This is a genomic window from Rhizobium sp. Root1220 (assembly GCF_001426265.1).
GTDB lineage: Bacteria > Pseudomonadota > Alphaproteobacteria > Rhizobiales > Rhizobiaceae > Rhizobium.
The window spans coordinates 492,267-508,577 of record NZ_LMDG01000001.1 but is presented as its reverse complement, the minus strand read 5'-3'; the positions used below and the strand labels follow the sequence as shown (position 1 = coordinate 508,577).

The window sequence follows — 16,311 nt, the reverse complement described above, 5'->3', positions numbered from 1 at the left end:
TCAACCTGCCTTTGCCATCTGCATGAGGGTAACGCGCTGCTGCAGGCGGCGCTGTGCCTGATCGACGACGACGGCGATGATGATGACGAGGCCCTTGATGACCATCTGCCAGAAGGACGAAACGCCCATCATCACCAGCCCGTCCGACAGGATGCCGATGACGAAGGCACCGATGATCGTGCCGCCGATCGTGCCGCGTCCACCCGACATCGAGGTGCCGCCGAGAACGGCTGCGGCGATGGCGTTCAGTTCGAAGCTTTCGCCGGTCGCCGGATGCGCCGCCATCAGTTCGGAGGAGATGACGACCCCGACGATCGCCGCGCACAGGCCTGAGAACATGTAGACGAAGATCTTCACCAGATCGACCCGGATGCCGGACATGCGGGCTGCCCGCTCATTGCCGCCGACGGCGAAGATGTGGCGGCCGATCGGCGTCGAACGCGCCACATAGGCGGCGATCAGCGCCAGCGCGATCAGTATCCAGATCGACACCGGCAGGCCGAGAATGCGCCCGGCGCCGAAGAAATCGAAGCCGGTGGTTGCGTATTCCGGGCGGCCGACGAGGTTCGGGAAGGTCTGGCCGTCGGAGGAGAGCAGCGCCAGGCCGCGGGCGATATAGAGCGTGCCGAGCGTGGCGATGAACGGCGCGACGTTGAGCTTGGTGATCAGCAGCCCGTTGATCAGGCCGATCGCGAGGCCGACCGCCAGCGTGATCAGCACGATCTCGAAGAGATTGAAGAAGATCGTGTAGCCGATCGGCAGTTCGATCCCGTAGAGGATCAGCCCGCCGGCGACCATGCCGCAGAGGCCGACGATCGAGCCGACCGACAGGTCGATGCCGCCGGTGATGATGACGAAGGTCATGCCCATGGCGAGAAAGGCGTTCAGCGCCACATGTTTCGACATCAGGATCATGTTCGCCGTCGAGGTGAAATTCGGCGCGAAGATCGCAAAGAAGATGATGACCGCAAACAGCGCGATGAAGGTTCTGAGCTTCATCAGCGTCAGAAGTGCGGAGCCGTTGGCGCCCTTCGGCGCGAGAGTTGAAGTAGCCGCCGTCATGACGCGATTTTCCCCTGGTGTCCGTGTCCCTTGGCCGAAGCCGCGATAATGGCATCTTCCGTCGCCTCGTCGCGATCGAACACGGCAGTTAGCCTGCCGTTGCTCAACACCGCGATGCGATCGGAAAGCGCCATGACCTCTTCGAGGTCAGAAGTCGAAAACAGGATGGCGAGCCCGTTGGCTGCCAGCCGCCGCATGGTTCTGAAGACATCGGCCTTGGCGCCGACATCGATACCGCGGCTCGGCTCGTCCATCAGCAGAACCTTCGGATTGGTCATCAGCGCCTTGCCGATGACCACCTTCTGCTGGTTGCCGCCGGACATCGAGGTGACCTCGAAATCCGGATTGGGCGCCTTGATGGCGAGATCCTTGATCGCCTCGCCGATGGCGTTCTTCTCGGCCGAAGCGTTGATATGGAAGAAGCGGGCGAAGCGGCCGAGGCTGGCAAGCGTCAGGTTGCTGGCAATCGACAGTACCTGCACCAGACCCTCGCGCTGCCGGTCCTCCGGGATCAGCGCCAGGCCGCGACGTATGCGCCGTGTCGTATCGCGGGCGCGCACTTCCTGGCCGTCGATGAAGATCTTGCCGGTCGAATGCATGTGGCGGCCGATGACGCATTCGAAGAATTCGCTGCGTCCGGCGCCCATCAAGCCGTAGATGCCGAGGATCTCGCCAGACTTGACCGAGAGCGAGACGTGATCGACGGCAAGCCCGCCGGTCGGGCGGGGGAGGGTGATATCCTCGGCGCGGAACATCTCGCCACCCAATGCGTGATTGTCGGCCTTGGCGAAATCCTTGGCATCCGAGCCGATCATCGAGCGGACGATCCAGCGGGTGTCGATATCCTTCACCATCGCCTGACCGGTGATCTGGCCGTCGCGCAGCACGGTGATGTAGTCGCCGATCCGCATCAGCTCTTCGAGGCGGTGCGAGATATAGACAATGGCGACGCCCTGCGCCTTCAGCTCGGCAATGACCTTGAAGAGGATTTCGACTTCGGCTGCCGAAAGCGCCGAGGTCGGCTCGTCCATGATCAGGATGCGGGCATCGAGCGACATCGCCTTGGCGATCTCGACCAGCTGCTGCTGGCCGATCGGCAGGTCTTCGACCATGGTTTCCGCATCGATGCCGGCATCCAGCCGCTTCAGGAACCCATTGGCCTTTTCCACCTGCGCCTTGTGGTCGATGCCAAGCACCCCGCGGGTGATCTCGCGGGTCGCGAAGATGTTTTCGGCGACCGTCATGTTGGCGAAAAGGTTGAGCTCCTGGAAGATCATGCCGATGCCATGTGCCTGTGCCTCGGCCGGACTGTCGAAGGAGACGGTTTTGCCCTCGAGAATGATCTTGCCGAGCGTCGGGCGCTCGACGCCGGCGATGATCTTCATCAGCGTCGACTTGCCGGCGCCGTTCTCGCCAACGAGAACATTTACCGCGCCGCGGCGCAGTTCGAGATTGGCGCGCTTGACGGCGACGATGCCGGAATAGACCTTCGAGACATCGTCAAGGCGCAGGATGATATCGTTGCTGGTAGCGTCATCGGTCATGGCGTCACCGTCAGTTCCGAAGGGGTGATCAGCGGCAGATCGCCGCTCGATGGCAGCGGGAAGGCGCCGATGACGGTCACCGTCTTGCCGGTGAGCCCGTCACGCGGAATGGCCGACAGAAAGGCGGTGTTGGCCTTCTCGTTAAAGGCCTTGCCGAACTGGGCCCATTCGATCTGGTTCTTGAATTCGTTGAAATTGACGAAATCCAGCGTATCGCGCAGAGCGGTGCCGCGCAGCGCCGGGCCGATCTGCACCTTGGCATCCGTCTTGCCGTCGCCATCGGCATCGACATCCAGAGTGGCGGCGCGCGACTGGGTGTCTTCGGCCACGACCTTGCCGGTGAATTTCACCGCATAGGTCCAGGGCGAGCTCGCCTGCTTCTTCGGGTTGCCGTATTTCTCGCCCGCCTGGTCGGAGCCTGCAGCAACAGCCGCAACGACGTCCTTGAGATCACCGGCGCGCTTTTCGAAATAGGGGATCAGCTGCGGCTGCCAGATGGCCTCGACCTTGGCGATCGGGTCGAACGCGTTCTTTGCGGCCGCTGCGGCCTTTTCCTCGGCCGTCGGCGTTTTGACGATCTTGCAGCCAGGCAATGCCGCCGCCACGAGAGCGGCGATCAGGGCGCCCCTGATCCTCATCATGCTGTAACCTCGATATGACGTGAAATAGACCGCAGAGGGCGCGGCTTCCCGAACCCCCTGCGCTGTGCTTTATGCCGATTACTTGGCGATCGCGAAGGTTTCGAGCTTGGACGCATTGTCGGCGTTGATCAGGACGCAATCCATCAGCTGCTTCTCTTCCTTCGGCAGCGTCTTGTTCTTGATGTAGGCGTCAGCCTGTTCGACGGCCATCTGTGCCTGGGCGTATGCCGGCTGGAGAACGGTGGCCTTGATGCCGCCTGCCTTGATCGAGTCGCGAACGTCGTTCGAACCGTCGAAGCCGACGACGATCACGTCCTTGCGGCCGGCAGCCTGAAGAGCCGCGATCGCGCCCATGGCCATCGTGTCGTTGCCGGAGATGACACCCTTGATGTCGGGGTTCGCCTGGAGGATGGTTTCCATCTTCGAATAGGCTTCCGTCTGGCTCCAGTTGGCCGACTGCTTGGCAACCGACTTCAGATCCGGATAGTCGTCGATGACGTCATGGTAGCCCTGCGAGCGGATGCCGGCATTGGTGTCGGATTCCTTGCCGACGAGCTCGACATAATTGCCTTTCTCGCCCATCAGCTTGACGAATTCCTGCGCGCCGAGCTGTGCACCCTGATAGTTGTTGGAAACGATCTGGGCGGCGGCAACGCCGGTGGCGTTGATTTCGCGGTCGATAAGGAAGGACGGGATGCCCGCATCCTTGGCCTTCTTGACGGCGGCGACGGAGGCGTCGGCGCCAGCGTTGTCGAGGATGATGGCCTTGGCGCCGCGTCCGATTGCGGTGTCGATCATTTCCGACTGCTTGTTGGCATCGTCGTCATGGGTCATGACGAGCGCTTCGTAGCCGAGTTCCTTGGCCTTGGCTTCGGCGCCGACGGCTTCGGCCTTGAAGAACGGGTTGTCATGCGCCGGCGTGATGATGGCGATCAGGTCTGCCGAAAATGCCGGCATGGCGACGCCGAGCGAAAGAGCGCCCGCAAAGGCGGCAAGGATCAGTCTACGTGTAAAAGTCATGGTTTCTCCTCCCGAGTTTGACGCATGGGCTGGGCCACCCCGGCCCAACCAGAATTCATGCGAAGTTCAATTGCCGGACCGTGACTCCCCACCGGGCCGGCGAAACGGCAAGGCCGAAACCCTGCCGCCGTATTGTCAGGTGATGCGCCGGATGCTTTCGGCGATCTCCTGAGGTTCGAAGACCTTCTTCCAGTCGTCGCGCATCAGCGCGGGGATACCGAATTCGATCGCCTTGTTGCAGGCATCTGAGAACACGCCATCGACTTCCTTGAAAATGACGGCGCCGAGCACGTTCATGTGGCCGAGCAGGAAGTCACGGGCGGCTTCCGCAGGCACGCCGCGGGCAACGCATTCGTCCATCGCCTGGCGCATGACGACCAGCAGCGAGGCGCAGACCGTTTCCGACAGGCCCGGTTCCAGCATCGCCATCTGATCGACGGTGACGCGGTGCGAGCGCATGACCGGCGCCCAGATCACCTTGGCGATTTCCTCGCCGAGGTCATAGGCGGCTTCCGGGCCCTGCATCAGCGCCGAGACGATGTGCTGCTTGGCGAAGAGACCGCCGAAATGGTCCTTCTTGGCCTGCATGTCCGTCTCGTCGTTGAAGATCGGCGGATGGCAGGGATGAGTCACGAAATAGGTGAGGTCGGCGCGCTCGGGCAGGTGACCCGCAAAGGGGGCGGCGGCGTCGAGCGCTACGACCATTGTGCCGGGCTTCAGCTTGTCGGCGATGCCGGCAGCGACCTTGCCGATCGCCGTATCCGGTACCGCCAGGATAACGACATCTGCGCCGGCAAGACCTTCGTCTGCACCGACGCAATCGATACCGAGATCTTGCTTCAGGCGCGCCCTGCCACCGTCGCTGACCTCCACGTGGCGGACATCAAAACGCGAGCCTTTGAGATTTTTGGCAAGCCGGTAACCCATTTTGCCGCCGGCGCCGAAGAGGGCAATTGCAGTCATGTTTTCTCGCCTTTCGATTTTTCTATCAGCTACCTCAACTGGTATGATGAGTCAATCACCATAGCAGTTGATATCGATAATTTGCTACCTGTCTAGGAGCGCTGTCCGTCACGGATTTGTGCAAAGTAGCCGTCGGCGCCGACCTGACCTCCCTTCAGGGCGATTTGCAGGCCGTCTGTCGCTGCATAATTGCCATGAGCAGTGCAGAGCGGCGAACCCGGCGTCTGCTGCAGGGGTAGCAGCGTCGTCAGCACCTCGACTCGCAATTCGCTCAAGGCGTGGCTCGACGTGTCACCGCCAGCGATCACGGCGCGTTTCAGCGCTTCGGCTTCGACCAGACGGCGCAGAATGATGCCCAGACCTGTTCCAACACGATTGCGGGCTTCGGGGATGCGGTCGATCTCGATGCCACGGTCGGCGGAGGGGCCAAGGGCCGTATGGAGGATTACGCTTCGGCCCGACCTGAGCACGGCGATACCTGATGCGACCGCGGTATCGATCGCCGATTCGGCGTCATCTCCGACGAGGGCGAGTGGATCGAGTGGAACACCGTCGAAGCCGTTTTCGGTGGCGTGACGGATCTGACGCTCGGTGGTCGGCGAAACGCTTCCCGAGACGACCGCGAGGCGCTCGACGGCGCCAGGCAGCGGAAAGTCACCCTTGCCGGCTGTGAGACCCTCGCGGTTCCAGGCATGGAGCAGCGCATACTCCACTCCCGAAGAACCGGCGACGAAGAGGTTACGACCGCTGCGTAGCCTCCAGACCTGCTCTCCGGCGATCACCTGGGAGCAGGAGCCGTCGACGTCGATCAGCAGGATGCCGGGGTGTTCAGTGAGAAGCGCATCGATCCGCTGCGCTGCATCGCCGACGGTCATTGTAAGGTCTGCGAGCGCGATCCGCAGTTCGGTCTGTGCTGCGAGGTGGACAGTCAGGTCTGCCTCGGCCATCGGCGTTACCGGATGGCGGTTCATCACCGGATGCCGGTCGATGCGGTAAACCTTGCCCTGATAAGCCGCGAAGAGGTGCCCGAAGGCGGTGTAGCGCTTGAGTTCCGGTGCGCCGACGACGACCGGCACGCAATCCTGCGCGAAAATGTCCCTGCCGATCTCAATGGCCTTGCCGATATTGCCGATGTCAGGACTGGAATCGAAAGTCGAGCAGACCTTGTAGTGGCAGATTGCGGCATCGCGGCTTTTGAGCCACGCAAAGGCGGGTGAAAGGTGTTCTGCCATCCATGCCGGCGTCTGGCTGCGGCTGGTACCGGCAATGCCGATCGCCCGGCAGTCGTCGAACTTCGCAAGCGTCTCATCGCTTGGAATGCCGAGAAACAGCGCTGTCTTTACGCCGTTCGACGCCAGCGCCTCCATGACATCCGTGGAGCCGGTAAAGTCATCGCCGTAATAGCTGAGAAGCAGCTTGCCCATGACGGTCACGCGCCCTTGCCGTCAGCAAACTTCGCAATCGAGGCGGCAAGCTCCGGATGGTCCTTGGCGTAGGTGTCAAGCGGGATGTCGGCGACCGCCGCCTGCCAGGCTTGCTGCACGGCACGCACGCCTGCGGCCGGACCGCCCGGATGGCTGACGATGCCGCCGCCGCACAGATAGAGAAGGTCGGTAGTGCGTCCGGTCCGCTGATATGTTTCCGGCGCCTGTCCGCCCCACTGGCCGGAGCCTGCAACCGGAAGCGGGCAATCGGCTGCATCGAAGAGCGGCGTGCTGACGGCCTTGAACGATTCGACGAAGCTGCTGTCCGGCTCCCAGTATTTGACGCGGATGCCGTTGATCTGGAACTGGTCTACACCAAGCAGCCGCCAGAACTGCTGGTAGACCTTGAAATCCATGCCTGTTGCCGGATGACGGGTCAGAATATCCCAACCGTTGCGATGGGCATGCATCACCAGTCCGGAGCGTTTGCGCAGGAAGCTCATGCCGCCGAAGCCGATCGAATTGATGTTGACGACGGCGCAGTTGCCGCCTGCTTTCAGCACCAGATCGTGATTGCGCATCATCTCGTCGGGATCGGCATGGGAAATGCCGAAGGCATACATAACCTTCTTGCCCGTCTTCTGCTCGTGATCGAGGATCAGCGGCATGATGGCGGCGACGCGATCCTTGAGCGGCGAATAGGCAGGGCTCATCAGCTTCTCGTCGTCCTTGATGAAATCGACGCCTGAAGCAATCAACTCGCCGACGAGTCCGGCCGTCTCATGCGGACGCAGACCCAGCGCCGGCTTTACGATCGTGCCGATGATCGGGCGGCCTTCGACGCCAGTCAGCCGGCGGCTGCCCGGGACGCCGAATTGCGGTCCGGGATGGGCACCCTTGAATTCAGCGGGCAGCTTCATGTCGACGATGCGAATGCCGGTCATGCCCTTGATCGAATAGACGCCGCCGATCGCGATGGTCATCAGCGCAGAGAGATCGTTGCCGATCGCGTCCAGCGGAAAGGCGATATCGACATCGGCACGGCGCAGCGGGCCGTGGCCGTCCGCAACTTCCGGCCAGCCGGGCGCCCGGGCGTCGTCCAGAGGCCGAATCGCCAGGACGCGGGCGGCAACCCGTGACTTCAACTCTTCCGTCTCGCCCGGAACCGGCACGAAGGTGCCGGTGGACTGGTCGCTGGCGATCTTGTCGGCCATGGCTTCGACGCTGCCGGCGGTTTCGATGCGATAGGTAAGGGTGATCATCGTCAATTCTGTCATGCTCCTCTTGCCAAGAGCTCCAACTTGGCATCAACTCATTAACTGGTATAATGAGTATTCCAATTTTCGCAATTGGAAAATTCTGTTGCGGCCTTTGTCGCCGCTTTGCAAAGTGCTAAGGGGAGGGAGTTCTGAGCCAGCGAGACACTATGACCCAACCAATCGAGCAGATCGTTCGCCGGAAGCTTTCCGACGAGGTTTTCGACAGGCTCGAACGGATGATCACATCGGGTGAATTGAAACCCGGTGACGAGATGCCCTCGGAGCGTGTGCTCATGGAGCGCTTTGGCGTCGGCAGGCCGGCAATCCGCGAGGCCATGCAGTCGCTGGCCGCGATGGGGCTCGTCAACATTTCCCATGGCGAACGTGCCAAGGTGTTGAAACTCACCGCGCAATCGATCTTCCGGCAGGTGGATCTGACCGCAAAGATCATGCTGTCCCAATCAAACGACAGTCTCGAAAACCTGAAGAGTGCCCGCATTTTCTTCGAGCGCGGCATGGCGCGGGAAGCGGCGCAGCGCGCGACGTCAGGAGATATCGAGGAGTTGAAGACAATCATCGATCACCAGCGCCAGTCGCTCGGCAACGCCGAAGACTTTATCTCGGCCGACATGAAGTTTCACACGCGGATTGCGCAGATATCAGGCAACCCGATCTTTGGCGCCGTCAGCGAGGCGATGCTGGCCTGGCTGCGCGAATATCATACCGAAATGCTGATCTGGACCGGCAAGGAAAAGTTCACGCTGGTCGAGCATGAAGAGATCGTCGAACGGCTTGCAGCCAAGGACGCCGACGGTGCAGAATCGGCCGTCCTGAAACACCTCGAGCGATCGAGGGCACTTTATACGAAATAGGCATGCCGTCCGCCCGGGACGAGGGGCGTCAGTGTGCATCAAAGGAGGATCGATGACCGTCAAGAAGATCATCAACAATGGCGCGGATGCCGTTGACGAAATGCTGGCAGGCATCCTAGCCGCCCATCCCAATCATCTGAAACGCGTGGATGGAACGACGCGTTCCGTCGTTGCCGTTGATGGCCCGCGCAAGGGCAAGGTCGGGCTGGTCATCGGCGGAGGCTCCGGCCATGAGCCGAGCTTCGTTGGCTTCGTCGGGCGTGGCCTGGCTGATGGCGCGGTGATCGGCAATGTCTTCGCTTCGCCACCGCCGGACCCGATCCTCGAATGCGCCAAGGCCGTCGATGGCGGCGCCGGCGTGCTCTTCATGTACGGAAACTATGCCGGTGACGTGATGAACTTCGACATGGCAGCCGAAATGGCGGCGATGGATGACATCGAGGTTCGCACAGTGCTGACGACGGATGACGTCGCATCCGCGCCGCGCGACCGGCGCTCGGACCGCCGCGGCGTCGCGGGGAACGTCTTCATCTTCAAGATCGCCGGTGCGGCAGCCGACCGGATGATGGATATCGACGCCTGCGAGGCGGCCGCCCGCAAGGCCAACGACCGGACCTTCACCATGGGCGTGGCACTTGGTCCCTGCTCCCTGCCGCAGACGCGCAAGCCGAATTTCGAACTCGGCGCCGATGAGATGGAAATCGGTATGGGTATTCATGGCGAGCCCGGCGTTGAGCGCGGGCCCCTGAAAAGCGCCAACGCAATCACCGACCAACTGCTCGACACGATCCTGCCGGAGATGAAGGCCGCTGGCGGCGACCGTGTCGCCGTTCTCGTCAACGGCCTCGGCGCAACGCCGTTGATGGAGCTGTACGTCATGATGGCGCGGGTCAATGAACGGCTCGACAGCGAAGGGCTCGTGATCCACTCGGCGCTCGTTGGAAACTACTGCAGCTCCCTCGACATGATGGGTGCTTCGGTCACCCTGATTCATCTCGATGACGAGCTGCAGACACTGCTCGATCATCCCTGCGATTGCGCGATGTTCAGGAGCGGCAGCTGATGGGCGAGGTCACGGCAAACGAACTGCGTTCGATGTTCTCGGCGATTGCCGATGCCGTCACCGAACATCGCGACCGCCTGAGCGAACTGGACGGCGTGATAGGAGACGCTGACCACGGGATCACCATGGAGCTTGGCTTTTCGACGGTGAAGACGGCTCTTGCGTCGAACGATGCAGAGGCCGATCTCGGCGCCATCTTCAACATCGCGGCGAAGTCCTTCCTGAACGCTGTCGGCGCTTCGTCCGGACCGCTCTATGCCACGGCTTTCATGCGCGCCGGTGCTGTTTTGAAGGGAAAGACATCCGCTGGCGCTGACGACATGGTGGCGGCCCTCACTGCCATGGCCAAGGGTATCGAGGATCGCGGCAAGGCCGTGACCGGCGAGAAGACCATGGTCGATGCCTGGCATCCGGCGGCAGATGCGGCGGAAGCGGAACGCGCCAAGGGATCGCCGCTCGCCGTTTGCCTCAAGGCTGCCGCTGAAGCGGCGAATGCTGGTGCTGAATCGACCAAGGCAATGCTCGCAACCAAGGGCCGCGCGTCCCGGCTGGGCGAGCGCGTCCTTGGGCATGCCGATCCTGGGGCCGTGTCTGCGGCTTTGATTGTCGGGACGATGGCTGAGAGCCTTGGGTGACGATGTGGCGGGTTGTCCGGAGCCGACACCGCCGCGGCTATGGGCGTAACCCACTCTCTCCTATGCTTGTCACAGGAATCCAGGCAAAGCGCGTCCGCCCGGTGAATGATTATCGAGCGATCCGCAAGAGTTTCGCACCGTGCGGACACGCGGCTGCTGGATCTCTGTGACAACCACGGAGATCAGGGCGCGTTGTCCCGCACCGTAGTAGCAAACGGCCGGGACCATCCGGACGCATCCTTCAGCGTGCGTTATATTTCGCGTCGAGCTCGTCCATCGCCTGGACGTTGCCGGCCGAACGACCACCTTCGTCAAACGTCTGGGCAAGAAACGCATCGGCGATCGACTTTGCGAGCTCGGTTCCGATGACGCGGGCGCCCATGGTGATGATCTGGGCGTTGTTGGAGAGTGCGGCGCGCTCGGCGGAATAGGTGTCGTGTGTAAGCGCGGCACGGATGCCCGGAACCTTGTTGGCCGAGATGCAGACGCCGATGCCGGTGCCGCAGACGAGGATCGCCTTGTCGTAGGTGCCGTCGATGACGCCCGATGCGACGCGGTCGGACAGGTTGGCGTAGAACGGATCCGCGCCTTCATTGGTGCGCGAGACTTCATGCACCTCGAACCGATCCTTCAGATGATCGGCCAGAACCTTGGCGAGGCCTTCGCCGGCACTGTCTCCTGCTATGGCAAGCTTCATTGTTTTTCTCCTAGAGTTTGGCGGCGCATTTCGAAAGGATGTCGAGATATCCCTCGACGTTCCAGGCGGAACGGCCGATGAAGAGCCCGTCAATATGTGGGCTCGAGATCAGTTCTTCGCAGTTATCGGGATTGACCGACCCGCCGTAGAGGCAGGGGATCTTGCGGCCGAGTACCCGTTCTGCCACGGCAATGATTTCGGCCTGGCGCGCATCGGCATAGTTGGCGGAAGCCGGGATGCCCTTTTCGCCGATCGCCCAGACTGGCTCGTAAGCAAGCAGGATTTCGGCAGCCTTTTGCTCACCCGTGAGTTTGGAAAGCGCACCGCGGACCTGGGTGGCCAGAATGTCGGCCGCCTTGCCGCTCTCGCGGTCGGCCAGCGTCTCGCCGATACAGATCAGCGGAACGAGGCCATGGCGCACGGCGGCCTCGGTTTTCAGCCCGACCGTCTCGTCGGTCTCGCCGAAATGCTCCCGCCGCTCGGAATGGCCGAGTTCGACGATGTCGAGATTGCAGTCTTTAAGCATGACAGGCGAGACTTCACCGGTCCAGGCGCCCTGATCGGCCCAGTGCATGTTCTGGGCGCCGACCTTGACCGAGGTCTTGGCCAGCATCGCCTTGATCTCACGCACGGCGGTAAAGGGCGGGATCACAAAACGCTGGATGCGCGGGTCACGCACCGCATCGGCGGCCTCCAGCCCGCGGGCGAAATGCTGGGCTTCGGCAAGCGTCTTGTTCATCTTCCAGCTGGTGCCGATCCAGAAGCGCGGCTGTTCGGTCATGTCGGATCCTGTTCTGATGCGATGGTGAGCTTGATACCCGCCTGGTCAAATTCCCCGAGAACCGCCGTATCTGGCGCTCGGTCGGTGATAACGGCGTCGAAGTCTGCAAGATCGGCCATAACATGCAGGGCAGTGTGACCGATGCGTTCGTGGTTAACCAACAGGCAGCTCTTGGCAGAAGAGGCAATCATCGCCCGCTTGGCGCGCACGACGTTGTCGTCCATATGATAGGCAAGTCTGCCGCTGACGGCGGGTGTCGAGATGAAAGCGATGTCGGCCCTCAGTTTCGAAAGAGCCTCCTCGGTGACGACGCCGAGATAGGCGTTGAATTTCGCGGAGTAGATACCGCCGAGCGCGATCAACGTGATGCCGTTCTCGCCCTGCAGCCGCTCCATGATCGCAGCATTGTTGGTGATCAGCGTCAGCGGACGTTTCTGCAGAAGCATTTCGCCGAGAACTGCGGCCATCGATCCGTCATTGACCATCACCGTCATTCCGGGCTCGACCAGGTCTAGTGCCTCGTGTGCCATAGCGATCTTGGCTTCGCCGCCCTGGCGCTCGCGGATGCGGAAGTCGCTTTCGAATTGCGTGCCGGCGTCGATCGTCGCGCCGCCGCGGACCTTCCGCAACACCCCGGACTGTTCGAGATCGTCGAGATCTCGGTGGATCGTCATCTTCGACACGGTAAAACGGTCCGCAAGATCGTCGAGATCGACGGTCTTGTTCTCGACGAGCAGATTAACGATCAGCTGCTGCCGCTCTTCCCGTTTCATTCCTGTCTCCATCACAGCGCAAGATGTTAAAATAACGCAAATTTCGTTATAATCAACATAAATGGTGTGATTTTGCGATCAAGTTTTGTTGCTTGCACTTTGTCATTTCAGCAACGTCTGCGCCGTTTTCTCATCGGTGATGAGGCCGAAAAGCCGGTGGCTGTTCAGGATTGCCCGGATCGCGGCGACTTTCGGCTGCCCGCCCGCAAGTGCGACCAGGCGCTCGCTCTTCGACTTCGGAAAGGAGGCCGAAAGGGTGCGTGCGCTCAGGGCCGTATCCAGCACCTGGCCATCTGCGTCGAAGAAATGCCCGAGAATTTCGCCGACTCCGCCAGCTGCTGCGATAGCCTGAATCTCGCTGGGCTCCACCATGCCTGACAGCACGAGTTGGGCTTCGGCATCGACGGTTCCTAGACCGACGAGTTTCAGGTCGGCGTTGTTGGCGAGATCGAAGACTTCCTTGACGGCGCGCTGCGCCTCCAGAACCTTGCGGTCTTCCCCGGTGTTGGCGAAGAACGGCACGGGCATCACATAGGCATGCGTGCCGGTCTTTTCGGCGATGCGATGCATTACGTCATAGGGATTGGCGCCATAGTTCCGCGTCAGGCCGCCGAGCAGCGAGACAAAGCGCAAATCCTTGGCACTGATGCGCGGCATGTACTGGACGGCGGCCGAAAGCGTACGCCCGTGGCCGAGGCCGATGACCTTGTTGTCGCCGCGCTCGATCTCCCGCTTCAGATATCCCGCTCCGGCATGACCGAGCGCGCGAAGCGGCAGGCCTTCTTCGCCGAGATCAGGCGCCACCTCGCAGTATTGCAGCCCGAAGCGTTCCGAAAGCCGCATCTCCAGCTCAACGCATTCGACGATATCGCCGTCGATCGTGACCTTCACCACGCCATCGGCGACAGCGCGTGCAATCAGGCGATGCGCCTTGACCGAGGGCACGCCAAGACGCCGGGCGACCTCGGATTGTGTCAGACCTCCGGCATAGTGAAGCCAGGCGGCACGCACGGCCAGTGTGTCATCGGCATCCGTCATTGCCGCTTCCTTTCGAAGGTCCCGTGCGGTGATTCCGCCGCGCCGCGGTGCTGCCTTTTAGTGGGCTCCACCTCAGATATTCAAGTCGTCGATGCCGGTGTCTATGTAAGGAGCCCAGAATGCGATGCTTTCGGCGATCTGCCGAATGACCTCGCGGTCGTTTGGCTCGCGCTCCTTGAAGGAGAGTTCCAAGCAGATGTCATTGTCCCTTGCTCCACCTTCGGCAAAGGCCTGAAGCAGGGGCGCGGGCTGGATCCGGCCCTTCGCGTTGAACTCTGCCGTAAAGGGCCGGTGACCGCCCTTGTCCATAAGGCTCTGCTTGATGTGAATGATCGGCGAGACCGGTGGTACGGCGCGCGCCCAGGCGTAGGGATCGAAATCGTCAGGATTGGCGGAGGTCACGTCACCATGGTCGATATCCGCCATCATCCACATCGGGATCGCCATCTTGGCAGCCGTCAGCTGTTCCTGCAGCGACAGGCAGGCGGCAATTGTCTCGCCGAATTCGCGGCCGATGCTCATCGGCTCCCAGAAGACGTAGGAAAGGCCTGCAGCGCGACCATGCTCGGCGACCTCGGCCCAGCAATCGATTGCGATCTTGATCAATTCTTCCCGACGCACCGGATCGTCGAAATCCTTGTACGTGAAGATCGCAAATTGCGTGCCGACGGAATCGCCGCCCAGATCGGCGGTAATGTCTGCGAAGGTCTTGAACCAGTCGACATAGTAGCGCCTGACATCGGCGTCCGGGTGCCCGAAATGGTTGAGGCGACCGTAAGGCCCGGTCATGCCGGAGGTAACTCGAACGCCGGTGCGTCTCAGGGCCGCGTTCATGCTGCGCGTGAGGCGACGAATGACCGGCGCCTGCCAGCTCGGATTGATGAACTCGTGGGTGAGCTGCAGGTCGCGGATTTTCAGCTCGTGCGCCACCGTGTCGATCAGGTCGTCAGGATCGGCGAAGCGGTTGACCAGCGGATTGGTATTCAGCGAAAGCGTCAGCGGCATCGAAGCCTCCTTCAGGCGGCGGCGAGGCGGGACGAGGCAAACCATTCGGCAAAGGCTGTGCGCTCGGCTTCGCTCAGGTGGAGATAGTGCTTGGTGCGGCGATAGAGGATGTCCTCTGCGGTCTCGGCCCATTCTGTGGCGACGAGATAGCGGGCCTCCGCCTCGTAGAACTGTCCGCCGAAATGGCGGCCGAGAGCGTCGATGCTCGTTGCTCCGGCAATGATGTTCTTGGTGCGCGCACCGTAGAGGCGGCCATAGTGATGTACGAGCTTGCGCGGCATCCACGGGTAGGCGTCGCGTAGGCTGTTGGCAAAGGTCTCATAGTCGGCATTGGGAATCTCGCCGCCGGGCAAAGGCGCTGTCTGCGTCCAGTCGCCGCCCATGCCGGGGAAGATGTGCCGCAGCCGGTGCAGGCCACGCTCGGCGAGTTCGCGGAAGGTGGTGATCTTGCCGCCGAAGACATTGAGCAGCGGTGCACCGCCCGTTTCGTCGAGATCGAAGACATAGTCGCGGGTAACGGCGGATGGATTGCCTTTGCCGTCGTCGAACAGCGGCCGCACGCCGGAGAAGCTATGGAGCACATCCTGGCGGCGGAGCTTCTCCTTGAAGTAGCGGTTCACGGCTTTCAGGAGATAGTCGATCTCGGTCTCGTCGGCGGAAACATCCTCGGCGCGACCCTCATAGGCGATGTCGGTCGTGCCGATCAGCGCCTTGTCGCCCTCGTATGGATTGATGAAGATGACACGTTTGTCGTGGTTCTGCACGAGATAGGCATTCGACCCGGCCCAGAATTTTGGCACGATGATATGGCTACCCTTGACGAGGCGCACGTTGCGGGCGGAGTTCGAACCCGCGACACGGTTGATAATATCCGTCACCCAAGGGCCGGCACAATTGACGAGGCATTTCGCACGGAAGGTACGCGTCTCGCCGGTCGTGCTGTTCTTCGTGGTAACGAGCCAGCTGCCGTTTTCGCGGCGCGCCGACACGGCGGGCGACCGGGTGAGCACGATCGCGCCCTTTTCGGCAGCGCTGACGGCATTCAAGGTCACGAGGCGGGCGTCATCGACCCAGCAATCCGAATATTCGAAACCGCGCTTGTATTGATCGAGAATCGGCGCACCCTCGGGATCGCGCAGCAGGTTGAGCGTGCGCGTGCCGGGCAGCTTCTTGCGGCCGCCGAGATGATCGTAGAGGAAGAGGCCAAGCCGGACCAGCCAGGCGGGGCGGTCCTCTGGGCTATGCGGCAGGACGAAGCGCATCGGCCAGATGATGTGCGGGGCAGCGTTCAGCAGCACTTCGCGCTCGATCAGCGCTTCGCGCACCAGCCGGAATTCGTAGTATTCGAGGTAGCGCAGCCCGCCATGCACGAGCTTGCCCGACCGCGAGGACGTTCCCTGTGCCAGGTCGTCCTTTTCGCAGAGCGCCACCTTCAGCCCGCGGCCGGCGGCGTCGCGCGCAATCCCTGCGCCGTTGATGCCGCCGCCGATGACGAAGAGGTCGAGGGTTTCGGGTTCGGTCATGTCTGCTCCTT

16 protein-coding genes are annotated in these 16,311 nt (G+C 61.8%); 3 read left to right on the top strand and 13 right to left on the bottom strand.

The window, feature by feature from the left end; all coding sequences use genetic code 11:
• The 7 genes from ASC90_RS02505 to oiaX form a co-directional block, all read right to left on the bottom strand.
• Positions 1 to 1,062, bottom strand: coding sequence for an ABC transporter permease (locus tag ASC90_RS02505; RefSeq protein ID WP_056534981.1), 1,062 nt, complete (start codon positions 1,060 to 1,062; stop codon positions 1 to 3).
• Positions 1,059 to 2,606 carry a sugar ABC transporter ATP-binding protein gene (locus tag ASC90_RS02500; protein WP_056534979.1) on the bottom strand — a complete coding sequence of 516 codons (1,548 nt, stop codon included), beginning with the start codon at positions 2,604 to 2,606 and terminating at the stop codon, positions 1,059 to 1,061. Before ASC90_RS02500 ends, ASC90_RS02505 begins: the two co-directional genes overlap by 4 nt.
• A complete protein-coding gene (locus ASC90_RS02495; RefSeq protein WP_056534977.1) occupies positions 2,603 to 3,247 on the bottom strand; it encodes a DUF2291 domain-containing protein in 645 nt (214 codons plus the stop codon). Before ASC90_RS02495 ends, ASC90_RS02500 begins: the two co-directional genes overlap by 4 nt.
• A gap of 78 nt (positions 3,248 to 3,325) precedes the next feature.
• Positions 3,326 to 4,267, bottom strand: a complete 942-nt coding sequence (locus tag ASC90_RS02490) for a D-ribose ABC transporter substrate-binding protein (RefSeq protein WP_056534975.1) — start codon at positions 4,265 to 4,267, stop codon at positions 3,326 to 3,328.
• A gap of 135 nt (positions 4,268 to 4,402) precedes the next feature.
• Positions 4,403 to 5,230, bottom strand: coding sequence for a phosphogluconate dehydrogenase C-terminal domain-containing protein (locus tag ASC90_RS02485; protein ID WP_056534973.1), 828 nt, complete (start codon positions 5,228 to 5,230; stop codon positions 4,403 to 4,405).
• 92 nt (positions 5,231 to 5,322) lie between these two features.
• Entirely contained in the window at positions 5,323 to 6,654 is a 1,332-nt protein-coding gene (locus tag ASC90_RS02480; RefSeq protein WP_056535246.1) for a four-carbon acid sugar kinase family protein, read from the bottom strand.
• A 5-nt stretch (positions 6,655 to 6,659) separates the two neighbouring features.
• The gene (oiaX, locus tag ASC90_RS02475) at positions 6,660 to 7,931 is read right to left on the bottom strand and encodes a 3-oxo-isoapionate-4-phosphate decarboxylase OiaX (RefSeq protein WP_244480276.1); all 1,272 of its coding nucleotides are present in this window, start codon (positions 7,929 to 7,931) and stop codon (positions 6,660 to 6,662) included.
• 149 nt (positions 7,932 to 8,080) lie between these two features.
• Here oiaX and ASC90_RS02470 point away from each other — a divergent pair, with 149 nt between their 5' ends.
• From ASC90_RS02470 to dhaL, 3 genes are read left to right on the top strand one after another with little or no spacing between them, the layout of a single operon-like run.
• A complete protein-coding gene (locus ASC90_RS02470) occupies positions 8,081 to 8,785 on the top strand; it encodes a transcriptional regulator NanR (protein ID WP_056534971.1) in 705 nt (234 codons plus the stop codon).
• A gap of 52 nt (positions 8,786 to 8,837) precedes the next feature.
• Positions 8,838 to 9,848, top strand: coding sequence for a dihydroxyacetone kinase subunit DhaK (dhaK, locus tag ASC90_RS02465; RefSeq protein WP_056534969.1), 1,011 nt, complete (start codon positions 8,838 to 8,840; stop codon positions 9,846 to 9,848).
• Entirely contained in the window at positions 9,848 to 10,483 is a 636-nt protein-coding gene (dhaL, locus tag ASC90_RS02460) for a dihydroxyacetone kinase subunit DhaL (protein ID WP_056534967.1), read from the top strand. The genes dhaK and dhaL overlap by 1 nt, the downstream gene beginning before the upstream one ends.
• Positions 10,484 to 10,724: 241 nt before the next feature.
• Here the strand turns inward: dhaL and ASC90_RS02455 are convergent, their stop codons facing one another.
• The 6 genes from ASC90_RS02455 to ASC90_RS02430 form a co-directional block, all read right to left on the bottom strand.
• Positions 10,725 to 11,180: an RpiB/LacA/LacB family sugar-phosphate isomerase gene (locus tag ASC90_RS02455; RefSeq protein WP_056534965.1), complete on the bottom strand. Its 456-nt coding sequence runs from the start codon at positions 11,178 to 11,180 to the stop codon at positions 10,725 to 10,727.
• A gap of 10 nt (positions 11,181 to 11,190) precedes the next feature.
• Positions 11,191 to 11,961, bottom strand: a complete 771-nt coding sequence (locus ASC90_RS02450; protein WP_056534963.1) for a triose-phosphate isomerase — start codon at positions 11,959 to 11,961, stop codon at positions 11,191 to 11,193.
• Positions 11,958 to 12,734, bottom strand: a complete 777-nt coding sequence (locus tag ASC90_RS02445) for a DeoR/GlpR family DNA-binding transcription regulator (protein WP_056534961.1) — start codon at positions 12,732 to 12,734, stop codon at positions 11,958 to 11,960. The genes ASC90_RS02450 and ASC90_RS02445 overlap by 4 nt, the downstream gene beginning before the upstream one ends.
• A gap of 102 nt (positions 12,735 to 12,836) precedes the next feature.
• Positions 12,837 to 13,772, bottom strand: coding sequence for a sugar-binding transcriptional regulator (locus tag ASC90_RS02440; RefSeq protein WP_056534959.1), 936 nt, complete (start codon positions 13,770 to 13,772; stop codon positions 12,837 to 12,839).
• 72 nt (positions 13,773 to 13,844) lie between these two features.
• Positions 13,845 to 14,777 carry a TIM barrel protein gene (locus tag ASC90_RS02435; protein ID WP_056535242.1) on the bottom strand — a complete coding sequence of 311 codons (933 nt, stop codon included), beginning with the start codon at positions 14,775 to 14,777 and terminating at the stop codon, positions 13,845 to 13,847.
• An 11-nt stretch (positions 14,778 to 14,788) separates the two neighbouring features.
• Entirely contained in the window at positions 14,789 to 16,300 is a 1,512-nt protein-coding gene (locus tag ASC90_RS02430; RefSeq protein ID WP_056534957.1) for a glycerol-3-phosphate dehydrogenase, read from the bottom strand.
• Positions 16,301 to 16,311: the final 11 nt, after the last annotated feature.